The organism is Cobetia sp. 29-18-1, assembly GCF_029846405.1.
Lineage (GTDB): Bacteria > Pseudomonadota > Gammaproteobacteria > Pseudomonadales > Halomonadaceae > Cobetia > Cobetia amphilecti.
In genome coordinates this window covers 155412-171980 of record NZ_JARWKS010000004.1, presented here as the reverse complement: position 1 = coordinate 171980, position 16569 = coordinate 155412, and the positions used below count along the sequence as shown (strand labels likewise).

At 63.1% G+C, this 16569-nt stretch carries 12 protein-coding genes; 6 read left to right on the top strand and 6 right to left on the bottom strand.

Annotated features, from left to right (window positions below):
- Nucleotides 1-7: 7 nt before the first annotated feature.
- The 3 genes from QD208_RS04820 to QD208_RS04810 form a co-directional block, all read right to left on the bottom strand.
- Nucleotides 8-1264, bottom strand: coding sequence for an FAD-dependent oxidoreductase (locus tag QD208_RS04820; protein WP_279835925.1), 1257 nt, complete (start codon nucleotides 1262-1264; stop codon nucleotides 8-10).
- 243 nt (nucleotides 1265-1507) lie between these two features.
- Nucleotides 1508-2080 carry a carboxymuconolactone decarboxylase family protein gene (locus QD208_RS04815; protein ID WP_279835923.1) on the bottom strand — a complete coding sequence of 191 codons (573 nt, stop codon included), beginning with the start codon at nucleotides 2078-2080 and terminating at the stop codon, nucleotides 1508-1510.
- Between the two features lie 65 nt (nucleotides 2081-2145).
- Nucleotides 2146-3474, bottom strand: a complete 1329-nt coding sequence (locus tag QD208_RS04810) for an aspartate aminotransferase family protein (RefSeq protein ID WP_279835921.1) — start codon at nucleotides 3472-3474, stop codon at nucleotides 2146-2148.
- Between the two features lie 167 nt (nucleotides 3475-3641).
- Between QD208_RS04810 and QD208_RS04805 the strand changes: the two genes are divergently transcribed.
- The 4 genes from QD208_RS04805 to eat all read left to right on the top strand — a co-directional run bounded on the left by QD208_RS04805 (nucleotide 3642) and on the right by eat (nucleotide 8508).
- On the top strand, nucleotides 3642-4574 hold the full coding sequence (locus tag QD208_RS04805) for a MurR/RpiR family transcriptional regulator (RefSeq protein WP_279835919.1): 933 nt from the start codon (nucleotides 3642-3644) through the stop codon (nucleotides 4572-4574).
- Between the two features lie 178 nt (nucleotides 4575-4752).
- Complete coding sequence (locus QD208_RS04800) at nucleotides 4753-6159, top strand: ethanolamine ammonia-lyase subunit EutB (protein WP_279835917.1); 1407 nt, start codon at nucleotides 4753-4755, stop codon at nucleotides 6157-6159.
- On the top strand, nucleotides 6156-7016 hold the full coding sequence (gene eutC, locus QD208_RS04795) for an ethanolamine ammonia-lyase subunit EutC (RefSeq protein ID WP_279835914.1): 861 nt from the start codon (nucleotides 6156-6158) through the stop codon (nucleotides 7014-7016). Before QD208_RS04800 ends, eutC begins: the two co-directional genes overlap by 4 nt.
- Nucleotides 7017-7089: 73 nt before the next feature.
- Nucleotides 7090-8508, top strand: coding sequence for an ethanolamine permease (eat, locus tag QD208_RS04790; protein ID WP_279835912.1), 1419 nt, complete (start codon nucleotides 7090-7092; stop codon nucleotides 8506-8508).
- A gap of 135 nt (nucleotides 8509-8643) precedes the next feature.
- On the opposite strand, the gene thiE is transcribed toward eat, so the two are convergent.
- Together thiE and thiM are read right to left on the bottom strand one after the other, a co-directional pair.
- On the bottom strand, nucleotides 8644-9267 hold the full coding sequence (gene thiE / locus QD208_RS04785) for a thiamine phosphate synthase (RefSeq protein WP_024952615.1): 624 nt from the start codon (nucleotides 9265-9267) through the stop codon (nucleotides 8644-8646).
- Nucleotides 9257-10108, bottom strand: coding sequence for a hydroxyethylthiazole kinase (gene thiM, locus QD208_RS04780; RefSeq protein WP_279835911.1), 852 nt, complete (start codon nucleotides 10106-10108; stop codon nucleotides 9257-9259). The genes thiE and thiM overlap by 11 nt, the downstream gene beginning before the upstream one ends.
- Nucleotides 10109-10502: 394 nt before the next feature.
- Here thiM and QD208_RS04775 point away from each other — a divergent pair, with 394 nt between their 5' ends.
- Complete coding sequence (locus tag QD208_RS04775) at nucleotides 10503-11588, top strand: endonuclease/exonuclease/phosphatase family protein (protein WP_279835909.1); 1086 nt, start codon at nucleotides 10503-10505, stop codon at nucleotides 11586-11588.
- Nucleotides 11589-12134: 546 nt separating this feature from the next.
- Here the strand turns inward: QD208_RS04775 and QD208_RS04770 are convergent.
- Nucleotides 12135-13133: an IS5 family transposase gene (locus tag QD208_RS04770; RefSeq protein ID WP_279835907.1), complete on the bottom strand. Its 999-nt coding sequence runs from the start codon at nucleotides 13131-13133 to the stop codon at nucleotides 12135-12137.
- Nucleotides 13134-13541: 408 nt separating this feature from the next.
- On the opposite strand from QD208_RS04770, the gene QD208_RS04765 reads away from it, so the two are divergent.
- Nucleotides 13542-16472 carry an MASE3 domain-containing protein gene (locus tag QD208_RS04765; RefSeq protein WP_153636575.1) on the top strand — a complete coding sequence of 977 codons (2931 nt, stop codon included), beginning with the start codon at nucleotides 13542-13544 and terminating at the stop codon, nucleotides 16470-16472.
- The last annotated feature ends 97 nt before the right edge of the window (nucleotides 16473-16569 follow it).

The following is a 16569-nucleotide window of genomic DNA, read 5'->3' as shown; positions in this document are numbered from 1 at the left end:
CAGAGTGTCAAAATCGGGCCGCAGAGCAGGGCGTGATCCACTCTGGTGAGCCTTTGGCTAAACATTCGCTGACCAGGCGCCCAGTCACGCCTGCCAGTGTCACCCCGATATGCTGATGGCCAAAGGCATGGATCACGCGTGGCTCATTGGGTGACGGGCCGATCACCGGCACGGAATCGGGCAGGGTGGGGCGAAAGCCCAGCCAGCGGCGGGCTACCGGGGCGTCAATGCCCAGCACCTTGCGCACCCGGCTTTCCAGATAGTCGAAACGGGCCGGGTTGGCTGGCCCCGCAAGCGAGCTCAGCTCCACGGTGCCGGCCACGCGCAGGCGCGCACCCTCGGCACTGTGCAGTGGCGTCATGTAGAAGGCGCTTTCCACCGGGCAGGTCGGGCGGTTGAGCGGCGAGTGATCGAGATCGAATTCGACGTGATAGCCACGCTCGGTATCCAGCGGAATCCGGTCGCCGATCTGGCGCGCCAGCTGTGCCGACCAGGCCCCGGCTGCCAGCACCACTCTGTCCGCCATGAGTCGCCGGCCATCGGCGTACTCCAGCAGCATGCCGGAGGCCTGTCGGCTCAGGCGGGTGACCTCGGCGGTGACGATCCGGCCCTCTTCGCGCAGCGGGGTGGCCAGGGTGTCGATGAACACCTGCGGGTCATCGAGGTGACAGGAGGAGGGGAACAGCACGCCGCCCGCGGTGTGGCCTTCCATGGCCGGTTCCAGTGCGATCAGCTCGTCCGCCGTCAGCACCTGCTGGTGGATGCCGAGCTGGTCGCGCAGTCGGATATCGCCCTGTGCGGCCTGCAGGTTCTCGGCCTTGCCGTAGGCATACAGGCACCCCTTGCGCTGAATCATCGCGGCGGCGGCAGGGGCATCGTCCAGCAGCGGCTGGTAGTCCGTGTAGGTATGGCTGAGCAGCTGCGCCAGCATCTCGCTGTTGGCGCGAAAGCGAGTGGCGTTGCACTGGCCCATGAAGCGCATCAACCAGGGCGAGAGCCTGGGCAGGCATTTCCAGTCGATGACGAAAGGCGAGTCAGGTGACAGCAGTAGCGACGGCATGCTGCGCCAGATTTCCGGACGGGCGATGGGCAGGCAGCCGTAATCCGCCAGGGTGCTGGCATTGCCGAAGGAGGTGCCGCTGGCGATGCCTTCGCGTTCGATCATCGTCACCTCGTGGCCGCTGCGCCGCAGCCACAGGGCGCAGGCGACACCCACGGCGCCTGCGCCTATCACCGCCACTTCCGTGTGTTCGCTATCACTCATTGATCGCTCACCTTGTGGTCATCTTGTTGTTATCGAGGTGTTGCCATCCTGGCGTCGATATCGAAGCGTCGTCATCGAGGTATTCGCGCCGCAATGACGCACGCCCCGGGGGTGGCCGGGGCGCAGCAGGGGGCCTTTCGAGCATGCCTCGCGCGCGACAGCTCGGCAAGCGCGCTGTCACCGGGCGTGTCGTTCTCAAGCGTTCCGAGAATGGCGCAATCCAGGCCCTTCAAGACACGCGTTTCAAGATCGGCTCGGCTCCTCGAAGGGCAGCGGGATGTCATCACCGCGCCGGACGGCGAAGACATTCAGCGTCATGGCCACCAGGGCGTAATAGCCCAGCACCCCTACCAGCTCCACCACCACGGTTTCGCCGAACATCGCGACGGCCTCGCCGTACAGGGCATCATCGACGCGCCGTTCGGCGTAGAGCGCGCGGGTGATGCGATAGATCAGCCGCTCATCGTCTTGTTCAAATGCGGGTTCACGCTCCTCGCGCAGCGCCGCGATGACCTCGGGCGCGAGGCCGGCCTGCTCGGCAATCGGCGCGTGAATCTGCCATTCAGCCTGGGATTTCCACCACACCGCCGTGGTGAGAATCGCCAGCTCGCTGAGGCGCAGCTCAAGGCCGGTGGCGTAGCGGCAGAAGGCGCCGAGGCGCTGGGCATGATTGGCAAGCTCGGGGCTGTGGATCCAGGCCAGGAAGGGGCCGTCCAGATTGCCGCGCGGGCCGCTGAGAATCTCGGCCAGTACCTCGCGCTGAGCCGTGCTCATGCTGGCGTCATCCAGTTCGGTCAGGCGCGATGTGATCGCCATGAAAGTCACTCCATTCAAATCCATTCAAAGATCGTTAGGTAGGCAATGCACCTGCAGCTGAGCCGTCACAGGCTGGCAAGGGTGGTATCGATGGCACGCCCCAGCTTGGCGGTAATCTCGTCCAGATGCGACTCCTGCAGAATGAACGGCGGTGCCAGCAGGATATGATCGCCCTGGCGGCCATCGAGGGTGCCGCCCATCGGATAGCACATCAGGCCTTCGGCCATGGCGGCCTTCTTGAGCCGCGCGTGCAGCTTGAGGGAAGCGTCGAAGGGCTTTCTGGAATCGCGATCCGCCACCAGCTCCAGCCCCTGGAAGAGGCCGCGACCGCGGATGTCGCCGACATGGGGGTGATGCGCGAAGCGCTCGTTCAGGCGCGCCTTGAGCCCCTCGCCGAGGACATTGACGCGTGTGAGCAGGTCGCGGGATTCGATGGTCTGCTGGACTGCCAGCGCCGCGGCACAGGCGGTGGCGTGGCCGATATAGGTGTGGCCGTGCTGGAAGAAGCCGGAGCCATTGGCGATGGCATCACGAATGCGCTGGCTGACCAGAGTCGCGCCGATCGGCTGGTAGCCGGCGCCCAGGCCCTTGGCGATGGTGATCAGATCTGCCGTGACACCTTCCTGCTCGGCGGCGAACAGACTGCCGGTGCGCCCCATGCCGCACATCACCTCGTCGAGAATCAGCAGCACGCCGTAGCGATCACAGACCTCGCGGATGCGTTTGAAGTAGCCCGGTACCGCGGTGACGGCGCCCAGGGTGGCACCGACCACCGGCTCGGCCACGAAGGCCATCACGTTGTCGGCGCCCAGGCGCAGGATCTCCGCCTCAAGCTCCGCGGCGAGACGAATGCCCATCGCCTCGGGCGTCTCGTCGGGCTGCTGGTCCCGATAGGCGTAGCAGGGGCTGACGTGGCTGACGTTGATCAGCAGCGGCTCGAATTGCTGACGGCGCCAGGCATTGCCGCCGGTGGCCAGCGCGCCCAGCGTATTGCCGTGATAGCTCTGGCGCCGCGCGATCAGATGCTTGCGCTGGGGCTGGCCGATCTCGACGAAATACTGACGGGCCAGCTTGAGTGCCGCCTCGACCGCTTCCGAGCCGCCGGAGACGAAGTAGACGGAGTCGAGCCCTGCGGGTGCGCGTTCGATGAGAAAATCGGCCAGCTGCTCCATCGGGTCGCTGGTGAAAAACGAGGTGTGCGCGTAGGCCAGTTGGCTGACCTGATCCTTGATGGCCTGCGCCACCGCCTCGTCGCTGTGCCCCAGGCATGACACGGCTGCGCCACCGCTGGCATCCAGATAACGGCGACCCTCGCGATCGACGATGTAGGGGCCATCGCCCTTCACGGCGGTGGGATACTCCTGATTGAGGTTGCGATGCAGTACGTGGCTCATGCGGGCTCCGTGGCGGCAGGGGGGGCGAACACTGAGTGCAAATATGTAATGCATTTATGGATTGTGCAATAAATAATTGCATATGGTTGCTTGTGCCTTCGGACTCGACCGGCCAGAGATGCTACCGTTGCCGCCATCTGTCCTGTCCCTTGCCAAGGAGGTATCCCATGCCCCCATCCTCCCGAGCCCCCGGGCCCGCATCCCCTGACTCGCCGCCGGAGACCCTGGAGGGGTTGAAGCAGTTGCTGGCGGCGATCGATCGTCGTGAGGTGGAGATTCGTCTCGGCGCGAGTTCCCGGCGCGTGCTGGCGGTGTTGATCGAGTCTCCGCAACGCACGGCGGTGTCCTCCATCAGTCAGCTGGCGGAGCTGACCGGCGTGAATGCCTCGACCTTCTCGCGTCTGGCCCAGCGGCTGGGCTACGAGGGCTTCAGCAGGTTTCAGGATGTCTTTCGCCAGGCGGTGACGGATGGCGAGCATTTCTACAGCCAGCAGGCTTCGCAGCTGCTGGCGCGAGACGCCGATAGCAGCGCCATGGCCCAGCTTGCGCGGCTGGGACGACAGGAGAGCGCCAACATCCTCAGCATGCTGGAGAGGGTGGACGCCGCGGCCTTCGAGGCCGCGACCACCTTGCTGGCCGAGGCGCCGCGCGTGCGCCTGCACGGCATGCGTCAGTTCAATTCCCTGGCGCTGTTCATGGCCTATGGGCTGGGCATGCTGCGCCCGGACGTGGCACCGCTGGATGCCAGTCGACAGGGCGTGGCCGATGCACTGGCCCAGCTGTCGGCCGGTGACGTGTTGGTGGTGGCCAGTTGCTTCCCCTATACCCCAAGCGTGGTGGCCTGCGCCGAGGTGGCGGTGAAGCGTGGGGTCGAGGTGATCGCGCTGACCGATTCGGCCAGCTCTCCGCTGGAGCCGCTGGCGCGTTACAGCTTCCATGTGCCCAATCACAGCCTCTTCTACAGCAACAGCATGAGCGCCTTCATGTTTCTCGCCGAAGGCCTGCTCAGCGAGGTGGCCAGCAAGCTGGGCGATGCCGGGGTGGCTTCGCTCAAGCAGCGCGAGGCGATCATCTCGGAGTTGGGGGGCGCACGCGGCTGATTCCCGCGACGCACTGCACCGAGGGTGAACGCGGTCATGCACCGCGGTGGTGCGGGCGCAGACCTACGCAATGCGGCTTCAAGGCGCATGCAGGACCAAAGAGGCATGGAGGGAGATTGGCGTGATTCCTGCAAAACGACTGATATGAAATGACATCCGTCAGGGCAAGGAATTTCCCATGAGCCGCGAGTACCGTTACACCCTGGGCAGTCAGGTCCATCGTTTTGCCAATCTGGCCGAGCTGATGGCCAAGGCGACGCCCGCCCGCTCCGGAGATCGTCTTGCTGGCGTGATCGCGGAAACCGCCGAGGAGCGAGTCGTCGCTCAGCTGTGTCTGGCGGAGTTGCCCCTCAAGACCTTCCTCGAAGACGTGCTGATTCCCTACGAACAGGACGACATCACCCGCCTGATAATCGATGAGCATGATCCGGTCGCGTTCCTGCCGATCGCCCATCTCACCGTCGGCGACTTCCGCAACTGGCTGCTGAGTGATCTCGCGACCCCCGCGGTGCTGGCGCAGGTACGCGCCGGCATTACCCCCGAAATGGCCGCCGCGGTCAGCAAGTTGATGCGCAATCAGGACCTGATTCTGGTCGCGAAGAAGTGCGAGGTGGTCACCGCCTTTCGCAATACCATCGGCAAGAGCGGCCATCTCTCGACCCGCCTGCAGCCCAACCATCCCACCGATGACGTCACCGGCATCGCGGCCAGCATTCTCGATGGCCTGCTCTACGGCAACGGCGACGCCGTGATCGGCATCAACCCGGCCACCGACAACGTGGCGCAGAGCATCAAGCTGATGCGTCTGATGGATGAGGTGATCCAGAAGTACGCGATCCCCACCCAGTCCTGCGTGCTGACCCACGTCACCAATACCCTCGAGTGCATCGAGCAGGGTGCCCCGGTGGATCTTGTCTTCCAGTCCATCGGCGGCACCCAGGCCACCAACGAGAGCTTCGGGGTCGAGCTTTCCGTGCTGGCGGAGGCGCAGCAGGCCGCGCTGTCGCTCAAGCGCGGCACGGTGGGTGACAACGTGATGTATTTCGAGACCGGCCAGGGCAGTGCGCTGTCCGCCGATGCCCATCACGGCCTGGACCAGCAGACCTGCGAGGCGCGCGCCTATGCGGTGGCGCGCAAGTACTCGCCGCTGCTGGTCAATACCGTGGTCGGCTTCATCGGCCCCGAGTATCTGTTCAATGGCAAGGAGATCATCCGCGCCGGTCTCGAGGACCACTTCTGTGGCAAGCTTCTGGGCCTGCCGATGGGCTGCGACATCTGCTACACCAATCATGCCGATGCCGATCAGAACGACATGGATACCCTGCTGACGCTGCTCGGGGTGGCGGGCTGCAACTTCATCATGGGCATCCCCGGCTCGGATGACATCATGCTCAATTATCAGACTACCTCCTTTCACGATGCTCTCTATGCACGGCGGGTGCTGGGCCTGAGCCCGGCGCCGGAATTCGCCGCCTGGCTCGAGGAGATGCAGATCTTCACCGATGTCGCCACCCAGGCACTGCCGCGCGAAATGCCCGACCGCTTCGCCAATTCACTGCGTCAGGTGACAGGAGGTGACGCATGAACCCTGACCAGCCCTCTGCTGACGCGGTCTCGCGCAGCCTCGAACCCGATGCCATCGTCACGCCCAATCCCTGGCAACGGCTTGGCCAGTTCACGGATGCGCGCATCGGCCTTGGCCGTGCCGGCATCAGCCTGCCGACCAACCGTTCGCTGGAATTCCAGCTGGCGCACGCCCGCGCCCAGGACGCCGTCCACCTGCCGCTGGAGATTCCTCGACTGATCGAGGACCTCAATCAGCTCGCAGCGCTCGAGAATGCTCCGCAGATCCAGCGACTGCACAGTCGCGCCGTGGATCGCACCACCTATCTGCAACGCCCCGATTACGGCCGGCGTCTCGATGAAGATTCGCGTCAGCAGTTGTCCGCCCTCGACCCCCAGCCTGCCGATCTGGCCATCGTGGTCGTCGATGGGCTCTCGTCTCTGGCGGTGCAGAACAATGCCGCGCCCTTCATCGCGGCACTGCTGGAGGCGCTGGCAGAAGACGGGCCGGATGCCTGGTCATTGGCACCGATCAGCGTGGTGGAGCAGGGGCGGGTCGCGATCGGCGATGAAGTCGGTGAATTGCTCAAAGCCCGTGCAGTGCTGGTGATGGTCGGCGAGCGTCCCGGCCTCAGCTCTCCGGACAGCCTCGGGCTCTATCTGACCTGGCAGCCGCGCGTCGGCCTGAGCGATGCCAGCCGCAACTGTATCTCCAATGTGCGTCCGGCAGGGCTCGACTTCGCCATGGCTGCCGAACGACTGCACTACCTGCTGCGTGAGGCACGCAAGCTCGGCCTCACCGGCGTGGGTCTCAAGGACAGAAGCGGCGAGACGGCGCTGGAAGGCGGCACCGGTATCCAGAACTTTCTGCTGTCCTGATGGGACGGCAGCGCAGCAGCGGGAATCTCCCGATCCAACAATGACAAATGCCTGAGGCATACAAGGCGGCACCATGACTCGCGACACGAATCACGACACGAATGAGCAGGACTATCTGGCCAGGCGCCAATTGAAGAAAGGGACGGCAGGCTGGGTCCTGCTGGCGGGCCTAGGGGTCTCCTACGTGATTTCCGGCGATTTCGCCGGCTGGAATTTCGGCATCGGCGAGGCGGGCTGGGGCGGCTTCGCGATCGCCGCGCTGTTGATGGGCATCATGTACCTGGCACTCGTGCTGTCGCTGGCCGAAATGTCAGCGGCCATCCCGGCTGCCGGCGGCGGTTACAGCTTCGCCCGCCAGGCGATGGGGCCGGCAGGCGGCTACCTCACCGGTCTTGCCGTGCTGATCGAATATGCGCTGGCCCCCGCGGCCATCGTCATCTTCATCGGCAGCGCGGTGGAATCGTTGCTGGGCATCAATGGCCCGATCATCTACGCCATCTTCTATCTGGTGTTCATTGGCATTCACCTGGCGGGAGTCGGCGAGGCACTCAAGGTGATGATGGTGATCAGCGGCCTGGCCGTGTTCGCGATCATCGCCACCGCCGTCGCGCTGATCGGTGACTTCGACAGCAGTCGCCTGTTCGATATCGCTCCGACCGATGCCTGGGGGGCCAGCGACTTCATGCCCAATGGCTGGTATGGCATCTGGGCGGCGCTGCCCTTCGGCATGTGGCTGTTTCTGGCCGTGGAAGGGGTGCCGCTGGCGGCGGAGGAATCACGCAACCCGGCCCGTGATGTCCCGCGCGGCATCATCGGCGCCATGCTGTTTCTGATGTTCACCGCCGTGCTGGTCGTCTTCCTGTTGGCTGGCGCCGCGGGGGCCGAGGCAGTCGGCAGCAGCGCCGTGCCGTTGGTGGATGCCCTCAAGGCCACCGGCAGCGAGGGGCTGGCGACACTGGTCAATGTGCTGGCCCTGGCGGGGCTGGTGGCGTCGTTCTTCTCGATCATCTATGGCTACAGCCGTCTGGTCTTCGCGCTGTCGCGGGCCGGGTATCTGCCCAAGACGCTGTCGCTGACCAGCAAGCGCAAGGCGCCGACCTGGGCGCTGGTGGTGCCGGGCATCTTCGGGTTCCTGGTCTCGCTGACTGGCGAGGGCGATCTGATCCTGGGCATGGCGGTGGTGGGGGCGACAGTCTCCTACGCGCTGATGGCGGCCAGCCATATCCTGCTGCGCCTGCGTCAACCGGCGCTGGCGCGTCCCTATCGCACGCCGGGCGGCATCGTGACGTCCGCCATCGCGCTGGTGCTCTCGCTGATCGCGCTGACCGGGGTCTATGCCTTTGATCCGCGTGCCTTCAATTACACCCTGGTGCTGTTCGTGGTGGGCATCGCCTACTACGCCATCTTCAGCCGTCATCGGCTGGTGGCGAAGACCGCCGAGGAGGAGTTCGCGCTGGTGGCGAATGCCGAGAGTGACCTGGCGACCAGCTGATCCGCTCAATCAGTTCAGGTAGCAAAGACGACAACGCCCGCCATGGCTGACCATGGCGGGCGTTGTCGTGACTGGCGGGCTCAATTCAGCTCAGCTCAGCTCATTTCAGATCAGATCAGCACAGTTCAGATCCAATCAGAAAGGATACTGCGCCAGGAATTGCTGGGCGGCCGCGGCGGGGTCTTCGGCACTGCACAGCGCCGAGACGACGGCGAGGCCGTCGGTGCCGCTGGTCATGACTTCGCCGGCATTGGCCAGCGAGATGCCGCCGATGGCGACCGTCGGCAGCGGGCTTGAGCGCACGAGCTGCGTGAGTCCCTCGATGCCCAGCGGCGCGGCATGATCCGGCTTGGTCGGGGTGGCATATACCGGGCCGAGGCCGAGGTAGTCGATGCGCTCGACATCGACGGCCTTGAGCTGCTCAAGCGTCTGGACCGACAGGCCGATCAAGGCGTCCTCGCCGAGACGGCGACGCGCCTCGACCGGGTCGCCATCGCTCTGACCGATGTGCAGGCCATCGGCGCCACTGGCCAGCGCGACCTCGATGCGGTCATTGATGATCAGCGGCACCTCGTACTCGTCCAGCAGCGCCTTGAGGCGGATGGCCTGGGCGATCATCTCTTCGTCGCTGGCATGCTTGTCGCGCAGCTGCACGACACTGACGCCGCCGCGCACGGCGGCCATCACGGTGGCTTCCAGGCCGCGCTCTGCGCACAGCGCGGGGTCGGTGACCAGGTAAAGGGATAGATCAAGTGACATCGGTCAGCTCCAGACGAGAGGCTAGCGGGGTGGAATCGGCGTCGAGAGTATACAGGGCATCCATGAAACGTGGCACGAAGCTGCCCGGGCCTTGCGCCGACTGGCCCGCCGTCTCACCGGCCTCGGCGTAACAGGCCAGCGCAGCGGCGGTGGCGTGCAGGGTGTCGTCATGCCCGGCGAGGGAGGCGGCGAGGGAGGCGGCGAGGAAGGCGGCGACCACACTGCTCAGCGCGCAGCCCATGGCGGTGACGCGGCCCATCAGCGCATGGCCGCCCTGAACCGTGATTTGCCGCTGGCCATCGGTGACGACATCGACACGGCCAGTCATCGCCACCACGCAGTTCTGCGTGCGCGCCAGCGCGACGGCGGCCCGACTGGCGCGCTCCAGCGCATCCTCGCCGTCATCGCCGCTGTCCACGCCTCGGCCCTGATTCATCTCACCGGCCAGCGCCAGCACTTCGGAGGCATTGGCGCGAATCACGCTGGGGCGATATTCCAGCAGCGTGCGGCACGCATACTGGCGCAGGCTGGAGGCGCCTATGCCGACGGGGTCCAGCACCCAGGGTTTGCCGTCGCGGTGGGCGCACATCGCGGCCAGCTGCATGGCCTCGATCCAGCTGGGCGACAGCGTGCCGATATTGATCGACAGCGCCGCACTGATGGCGGAGATCTCCTGAATTTCCTGCTGCGCATGCGCCATCAGCGGCGAGGCACCGATGGCCAGCAGGGTATTGGCGGTCGGCGTCATCGCGACATGATTGGTGATGTTGTGCACCAGCGGCGTGGTCTGGCGCAGCTGATTCAGCAGGCTGCCGGGAGAAAGGGATGACGATGGGGTCATGGGATCTCGTGACTGGAGAAAGGAAGCATCAGCGCTCGAGAGTAAAAGCTGGCGCTGAAAGGTCAAGTGGCAAGGTCCGGCGCTGACGGTGGCGTGACGCGCTAGCTCTCTGTCATCTATCAAGAGTCGCGCAAAGGATAATAAATAATATCGTGGTTCTATAAACCTTGACGACAAGTCCATAAGATACAGTTTCTTACGGTCTTTTGTGTACGAGTCATCAGTCAAGGGTCACGCAGTGATACGGATAGGTCAGCGCGGTAGCGTCAGCAATACGAGCAGCAGTCACCTGGATATCGCTGGCAACAGCAGCACGAGCAACAACAGCAAGCTCCCGCGCGGCCGGCAGCCGTCTAGCGGTTCTCGGCTTGAGCGCATCGCCAGAAGGGTGGTGATGGCGCTGACAGTGCCCGTGCTGCTGGGCGCTGCAGCCAGCAGTCAGGCGGATGCGGTGATCGCCAGCTGGAATCTGAAGCATGCCGGCTGGAACAACGGCAAGCATCTCGAGCAGGTCGCGGCGGTGGCGAGCCATATGGACCTGATCGGCCTGCAGGAGGTGATGAAGGAGGAGGTCGTCAGCGAGCTCGAGCAGCAGCTTGAGGCGCTGACCGGCGATGAGTGGGACAGCCTGGTCAGCCATGCGGTCGGGCGCAGCACCTATACCGAGCGTTACGCCTATCTGTATCGCGACAAGTCGATCGCCTATCAGGGCGGGGCTACCGTCTATCTCGACCCCGAGGATGTGTTCTCGCGTGAGCCGCTGCTGGCCACCTTCGTCGAGAAGGACAGCGGGCGGGCCTTCAGCGCCGCCAACGTGCATATTGTCTATGGCGACAGCAAGGCGGATCGCGCGCCGGAAATCCGTGCGCTGGCGGATATCTACGACCTGATGAAGGAAATCTCGCCCGGCACCCCGGCGATCATCATGGGCGACTTCAACATGGCGCCGGATGAGCCTGCGTGGGGAGACCTGCGGACCCTCGGCCTGCGCCCATTGATCACCGAGGGCGCGACGACGCTCTCCAAGACCGATGGCCGCTATGCCTCGCTCTACGACAACATCTGGTATGTGCCGAGCGAATGGCCCAGCGCCAGCGGCGATGTGTTCCGCTTCCCGGACTATCTGGGTATCAGTCATGAGGCGGCGCGTGCCGATGTCTCCGATCACGCCCCGATCTATCTGTCGGTGACCGGCGAGACACTGGCGTTGCTGCCACTGGACGGCGGCCAGCCGCAGGCGGCGGGCACAGAGGTAGCCAGTCGTGCATCCAACGCCTCCAGTTCGGCGAGTCAGACCTGTATCGACCTCAATACCGCCAACGCCGATCAGCTGGATCGCCTGCCCAATATCGGGCCGGCACGCGCGGCCGATATCATCCGTCAGCGTCCGTGGAGTTCCAGTGGTCAGCTGACCCGCATCAGTGGCATCGGCAAGGGCACGCTCAGCGAGATCGTCGCCAGCGGCATGCTGTGCAGCTGAAATATTTCAATACGAATAGGCCATACGATTGATTTCCCCCGTATGGCCCTTGCGTATTCAATGGTTAACTATTATAGGCTTTTATTCTGTCAGTGAAGGTTGAAATAGAGATTTTATTATTTCACCTAGAACTGTATTTTCTGGCTCACCGTTCTTTAATAGCGTGTACGTCATAATAATTAATGAATGAATCTTTTCTGGTGGTGTGTCTGGCGCTATACGATATACTAATGGGTAAAGTAAGGCTCCAGATCTACCGACTAGTTCGGTTTCAGAGGAAATTGTCTCTTTGATAAAGTCGGGTGGCTCGAAGTCTTCTCCTTGAAGCCAGCTTAAAGGTGTGTCCAATGTTTTGGCGAGAAATTTTCTATGCTCTCTGTTAGGGATTATATCACCATTAAGCCACCTAGGGAAGCGATGATCAATTCGGTTCTGCGCGGTTTAAGCGCTCAGACTGGTGCTTCAACCGCAACAGCGGTCGCGTTCTGACCGGTATAGATGACCTATTTCCCCTACCAGCCGATGTATCCGGCTAGTAGGAGAGATTCAAGACGCACTGACCCCGTCAATGCGTCCTTCGCATCGCGTCGCCAGCAAGAGGTTGGCCAGCCCGAACAGGCTGAATAGCTGCGCCTGGTTCCTGGCCAGCCCCTTGTAGCGCACCTTCCGGTAGCCGAAGAGATTTTTGATGACATGGAACGGATGCTCGACCTTGGCGCGGATGCTGGCCTTGGTCCGCTCGATTTTCAGCAGCAGTTCTTTCATCGGACTCTCTTCCATCTTCTTGATACCGCCTCGCTTGGCCGCGATACAGCAACGGGAATCCTCTGCATCCTTCTCTTCGTCCAGGCGTTTGCCCATACCGATGTAGCCCGCATCAGCGTGGACTCGATTGTCATCATCCCGCACCAGGTGCTCTACCATGGTGACATCAGCCACGTTAGCCGAGGTGGCAACCACGGTATGCGTCAGCCCGGTCACCGCGTCGACGCCAATGTGGGCCTTCATGCCGAAGTACCATTGGTTGCCCTTGCGGGTCTGTTTCATCTCGGGATCGCGCTGTTTGGCCTTGTTCTTGGTGGAGGGTGCAGCCGAGACAATAGTGGCGTCGACAATGGTGCCCTCACGCATGAACAGCCCCTTCTCGGTCAGGTGGGCATTGATCTCCTGGAAGATCCGCTGCGTCAGAGCATGCTTTTCCAGCAGATGGCGGAAACGCAGTAGTGTGGTCGCATCCGGCACGGTCTCGATGGCCAGATCGATCCCCACGAAGTCGCGCATTGCCTGGCTGTCGTAGATGGCATCTTCAAGCGCCTCATCAGCCAGTGCATACCACTGTTGCAGGAAGTAGATCCGCAGCATGCGCTCAAGCCCGATGGGCGGCCGGCCTCGCTTGCCCGCGGCATTCGGGAAGTAGGCTGGCGACAGTGCATCGATCAACCGTTGCCAAGGTAGCATTGCCTCCATCTGGGCCAGGAACCGCTCTCGGCGAGTCACTTTCTTCTTGTTCTGATGCTCTGCTTGGGCGAATGAGATCTGCTTCATCGGGATGGCTCTATCGGGCGGTAGCGGTATAGCCAGATTCTACCCCGTCGGTGGCGATCAGGCACCAACGGCAGGATTTGTGCAGTGTTTCCCTAACACCGACTGGCAAAGGCGCCGACGGGCAAAGACGCCGGCTGGCGACACACTTCGTTCGCGATCAAGACCTCCCGCTCTACCCGCCAGTGCCTGCTCCCGCCGTCCTCCCCGCCGTCCTCCCTGCCGGCCCCGCTGCTACCATGGCCAGACAACATCGTGGCTACCAACCTGCTCTCGGCCCCTGCCTAAACGGCTACGCAATTAATACCAAACGCTACGCCAGGTTATTTTCTGTTAGGGCAATGTAAACAATCTATTCTATCCTGTAGTGATAAAGTCACTGTCGTACCCTTTCACGCGCACGGATTGCCCATGTCCTCTCGCTCTCTCTCTACCGTTCTCAAGCGCCCCTTCCTGGGGACACGCACACAGCTGCCCAATGCCGGCACGGGGATGCTGCTTGTCATGCTGGCGATCATGGTGGTCTTGATCGTGGTGCCGCGTCCGCAGCTGTTCAGCTCGGTCGGACAGTACCTCGTCCCGCATTCACTGCTGGAAATGGGCGCGATACTGGTCGCTCTGATGTCTGCCGTCTCCATCTTCCAGGGGCACCGTCGGACGCTGCCGACCAGCTTTCTGGTCATGGGGTGCGCCTTCATGCTCTCCGCCTTCTTCGACATGGTGCATATCTTCAGCTATGACGGCATGCCCGACTTCGTCAGCGAAGCCTCCGTCAGCAAGGCCATCCATTTCTGGCTGGCAGGGCGGACCGCCTTCATCATCGCGCTGCTGGCCCCCTGCCTGCTGACGGCCCGCCCCGTACCGCGCCGCTATCTGCCCGTGGCCTTTGGCTTGACGCTCGCCATCGGGCTGGCGGTGAGCTGGATAGGCCTCTTTCATCTCGACTTCCTGCCAGAGACCTTCATCGTCGGCAGCGGTTTGACCGCCTGGAAGATCGGCTACGAGTGGGCCCTGGCGCTGAGCGCTGTGCTGGCCGCGGTACTTCTGCTCGGCGCGCGCCGACTGCCTGAAGGCACCAATGCCGGCTGGCTGGCGGTCGCGGCGCTGGCCACGGGGATTTCCGAGCTGTGCTTCACGCTCTATGCCACTGCCTTCGATGTCTTCAATCTGCTCGGCCACCTGTACAAGGTGGTGGCCTACGCGATGATCTATCACGCCATCTATTCATCGCGCATGGTCTACCCCTATCAGCAGCTGCAGAAGATGAGTGACGCCCTGGGCGAGGCCGAACAACGCTGGCAGTTCGCGCTGGAAGGCTCAGGCGCCGGCGTCTGGGACTGGAAGCAGGATACCGATCACGTCTTCTACTCTCCGCAGTGGAAGGCGACGCTCGGCTTCCAGGAACACGAGATCGGCAGCAGCTTCGATGAATGGAAGTCACGCATCCACCCGGATGACATGCCGCGCACCCTCGACGACCTGAAACAGCACTTTGAAGGCCACAGCGCAGAATATCGCAACGAGCACCGCATGCTGACGCGCAACGGTGAATGGAAGTGGATTCTCGATCAGGGACGCGTGGTGGAACGTGCCGAGGATGGCAGGCCCCTGCGCATGATCGGTACTCACAGCGATATCGACTGGATCAAGGAGCAGCAGCAACGCCTGATCAGCAGCCGTGCCCGCCTGCGCTCCATCTATCACTCCGCCCCGGTGGGCATCATCGTCGCCGACCGGGATGGCACCATCGCGGATGCCAACTCGGCCATGCATGCCCTGCTGGGCAAGAGTGATGCCGAGCTTTTCCAGCAATCGCTGTGGGGGCTGTTCTCACTGGACGAGATCAGTCGCATGAAACGTGCCTGGGGCCAGCTGCAGCGCGAAGGCGGCAGCTTCCAGGACGAATACCACATGCAGACTGATACGGGGCAGATGTTCTGGGCGGAAGTCACCCTCACGCCGCTGGAGGGCGAGGAGCGCACCCTGGTACTGATCAACAATATCGAGGACCGCCGCCGCGCCATCGAGTTGCTCGAGGAGAATGCGACCCTGTATCAGGAAGTCTTCAGCACCGGCAACGCCATCAAGCTGCTGATCGACCCGGAGCTTGCCGAGATCATCGATGCCAACCCGGTCGCCGCCGACTTCTATGGCTACAGCATCGGCGAGATGTGCGGCATGCCACTGGGCCGTATCAACGTGCTGGCCAGCCAGTCGCTCTCCAAGCGCATCCGTGCGGTCGTCAACCGTACCGACAACCACTTCGAGGCCAGCCATCAGCTTGCCAACGGTGAATTGCGTGATGTCGAGATCTTTACCGGCCCGGTGGACCTGAACGGCCGCACCCTGCTGTTCTCCATCGTTCACGACATCACCGATCGCAAGCGTGCCCAGCGCGACCTGCAGGCCGCCAACCTCAAGCTGTCGCGACTCTCCGAGAGCCGCAGCCAGATCCATCACCTCGCGGAATGCCTGCTGACCTGCTCCCAGCTCGATGAGATCATCACCCAGCTCAATGTTCGTCTGCCCAGCCTGTTCGCCGGCTGCGAAGGCAACGTGACCCTGCATGACCCGAATGACATCAATCAGACGATGCATATCAACTGGGGGTCACCGCCCACCGACGCTCGTCACCTCAAGCAGACGCTGACGGTCGGGGATGGCCAGGTGGGGGAATTCGTGCTGCTGATCCCGCCGGAAGAGGACAGCCTGGAGCGCCTGCAGCCCCTGGCGGAAGATGTCAGCCACCTGGTGATGCTGGCACTGGCCGACCTGCAGCTGAAGCGGGGTCTGGCACATGAGGCGCGCAAGGATACGCTGACGCGCCTCTTCAATCGTCGTCACCTCGATGAGGTGCTGCCCCAGAAACTGGCCGAGGCCAGCATCGGCAACCCGCTGTCCCTGGTGGTGCTGGATCTCGACCATTTCAAGCAGGTCAACGACACCTACGGACACGAGATGGGCGATCAGGTCCTCACGCGCCTGGCCAACCTGATACGTGAGTCGCTGCGCAGCTCCGATGAAGCCTGTCGCTACGGTGGCGAAGAGTTCGTGATCCTGATTCCCGGTGCCAGCGCAGCGGTGTCACGCGCACGTGTCGAAGCCATTCTCGAAGCCTTCCACGAAGAAGTCTTCGAGCATGAGACGCTGGGGCCGCTGACCGGCTTGAGCTTCTCCGCCGGGGTCGCCAACGCGCCGCATGACAGCCAGGCCACCGACGCGCTGTTCAACATGGCCGACAATGCGCTCTACCAGGCGAAACGCGCCGGACGCAAACGCGTGCTGTGCTTCAACTCACTGCCGCCTGCAGCCGATAACCACGCCAGGCAAACCGCGCACTAACAGCCGCTTTCACCACCCTTCAGATACGACAACGCCGACCCTCAAGGTCGGCGTTGTCGTGTCCAGCCATGAGCGGCGCGTGCTCACCAGCCGCGAT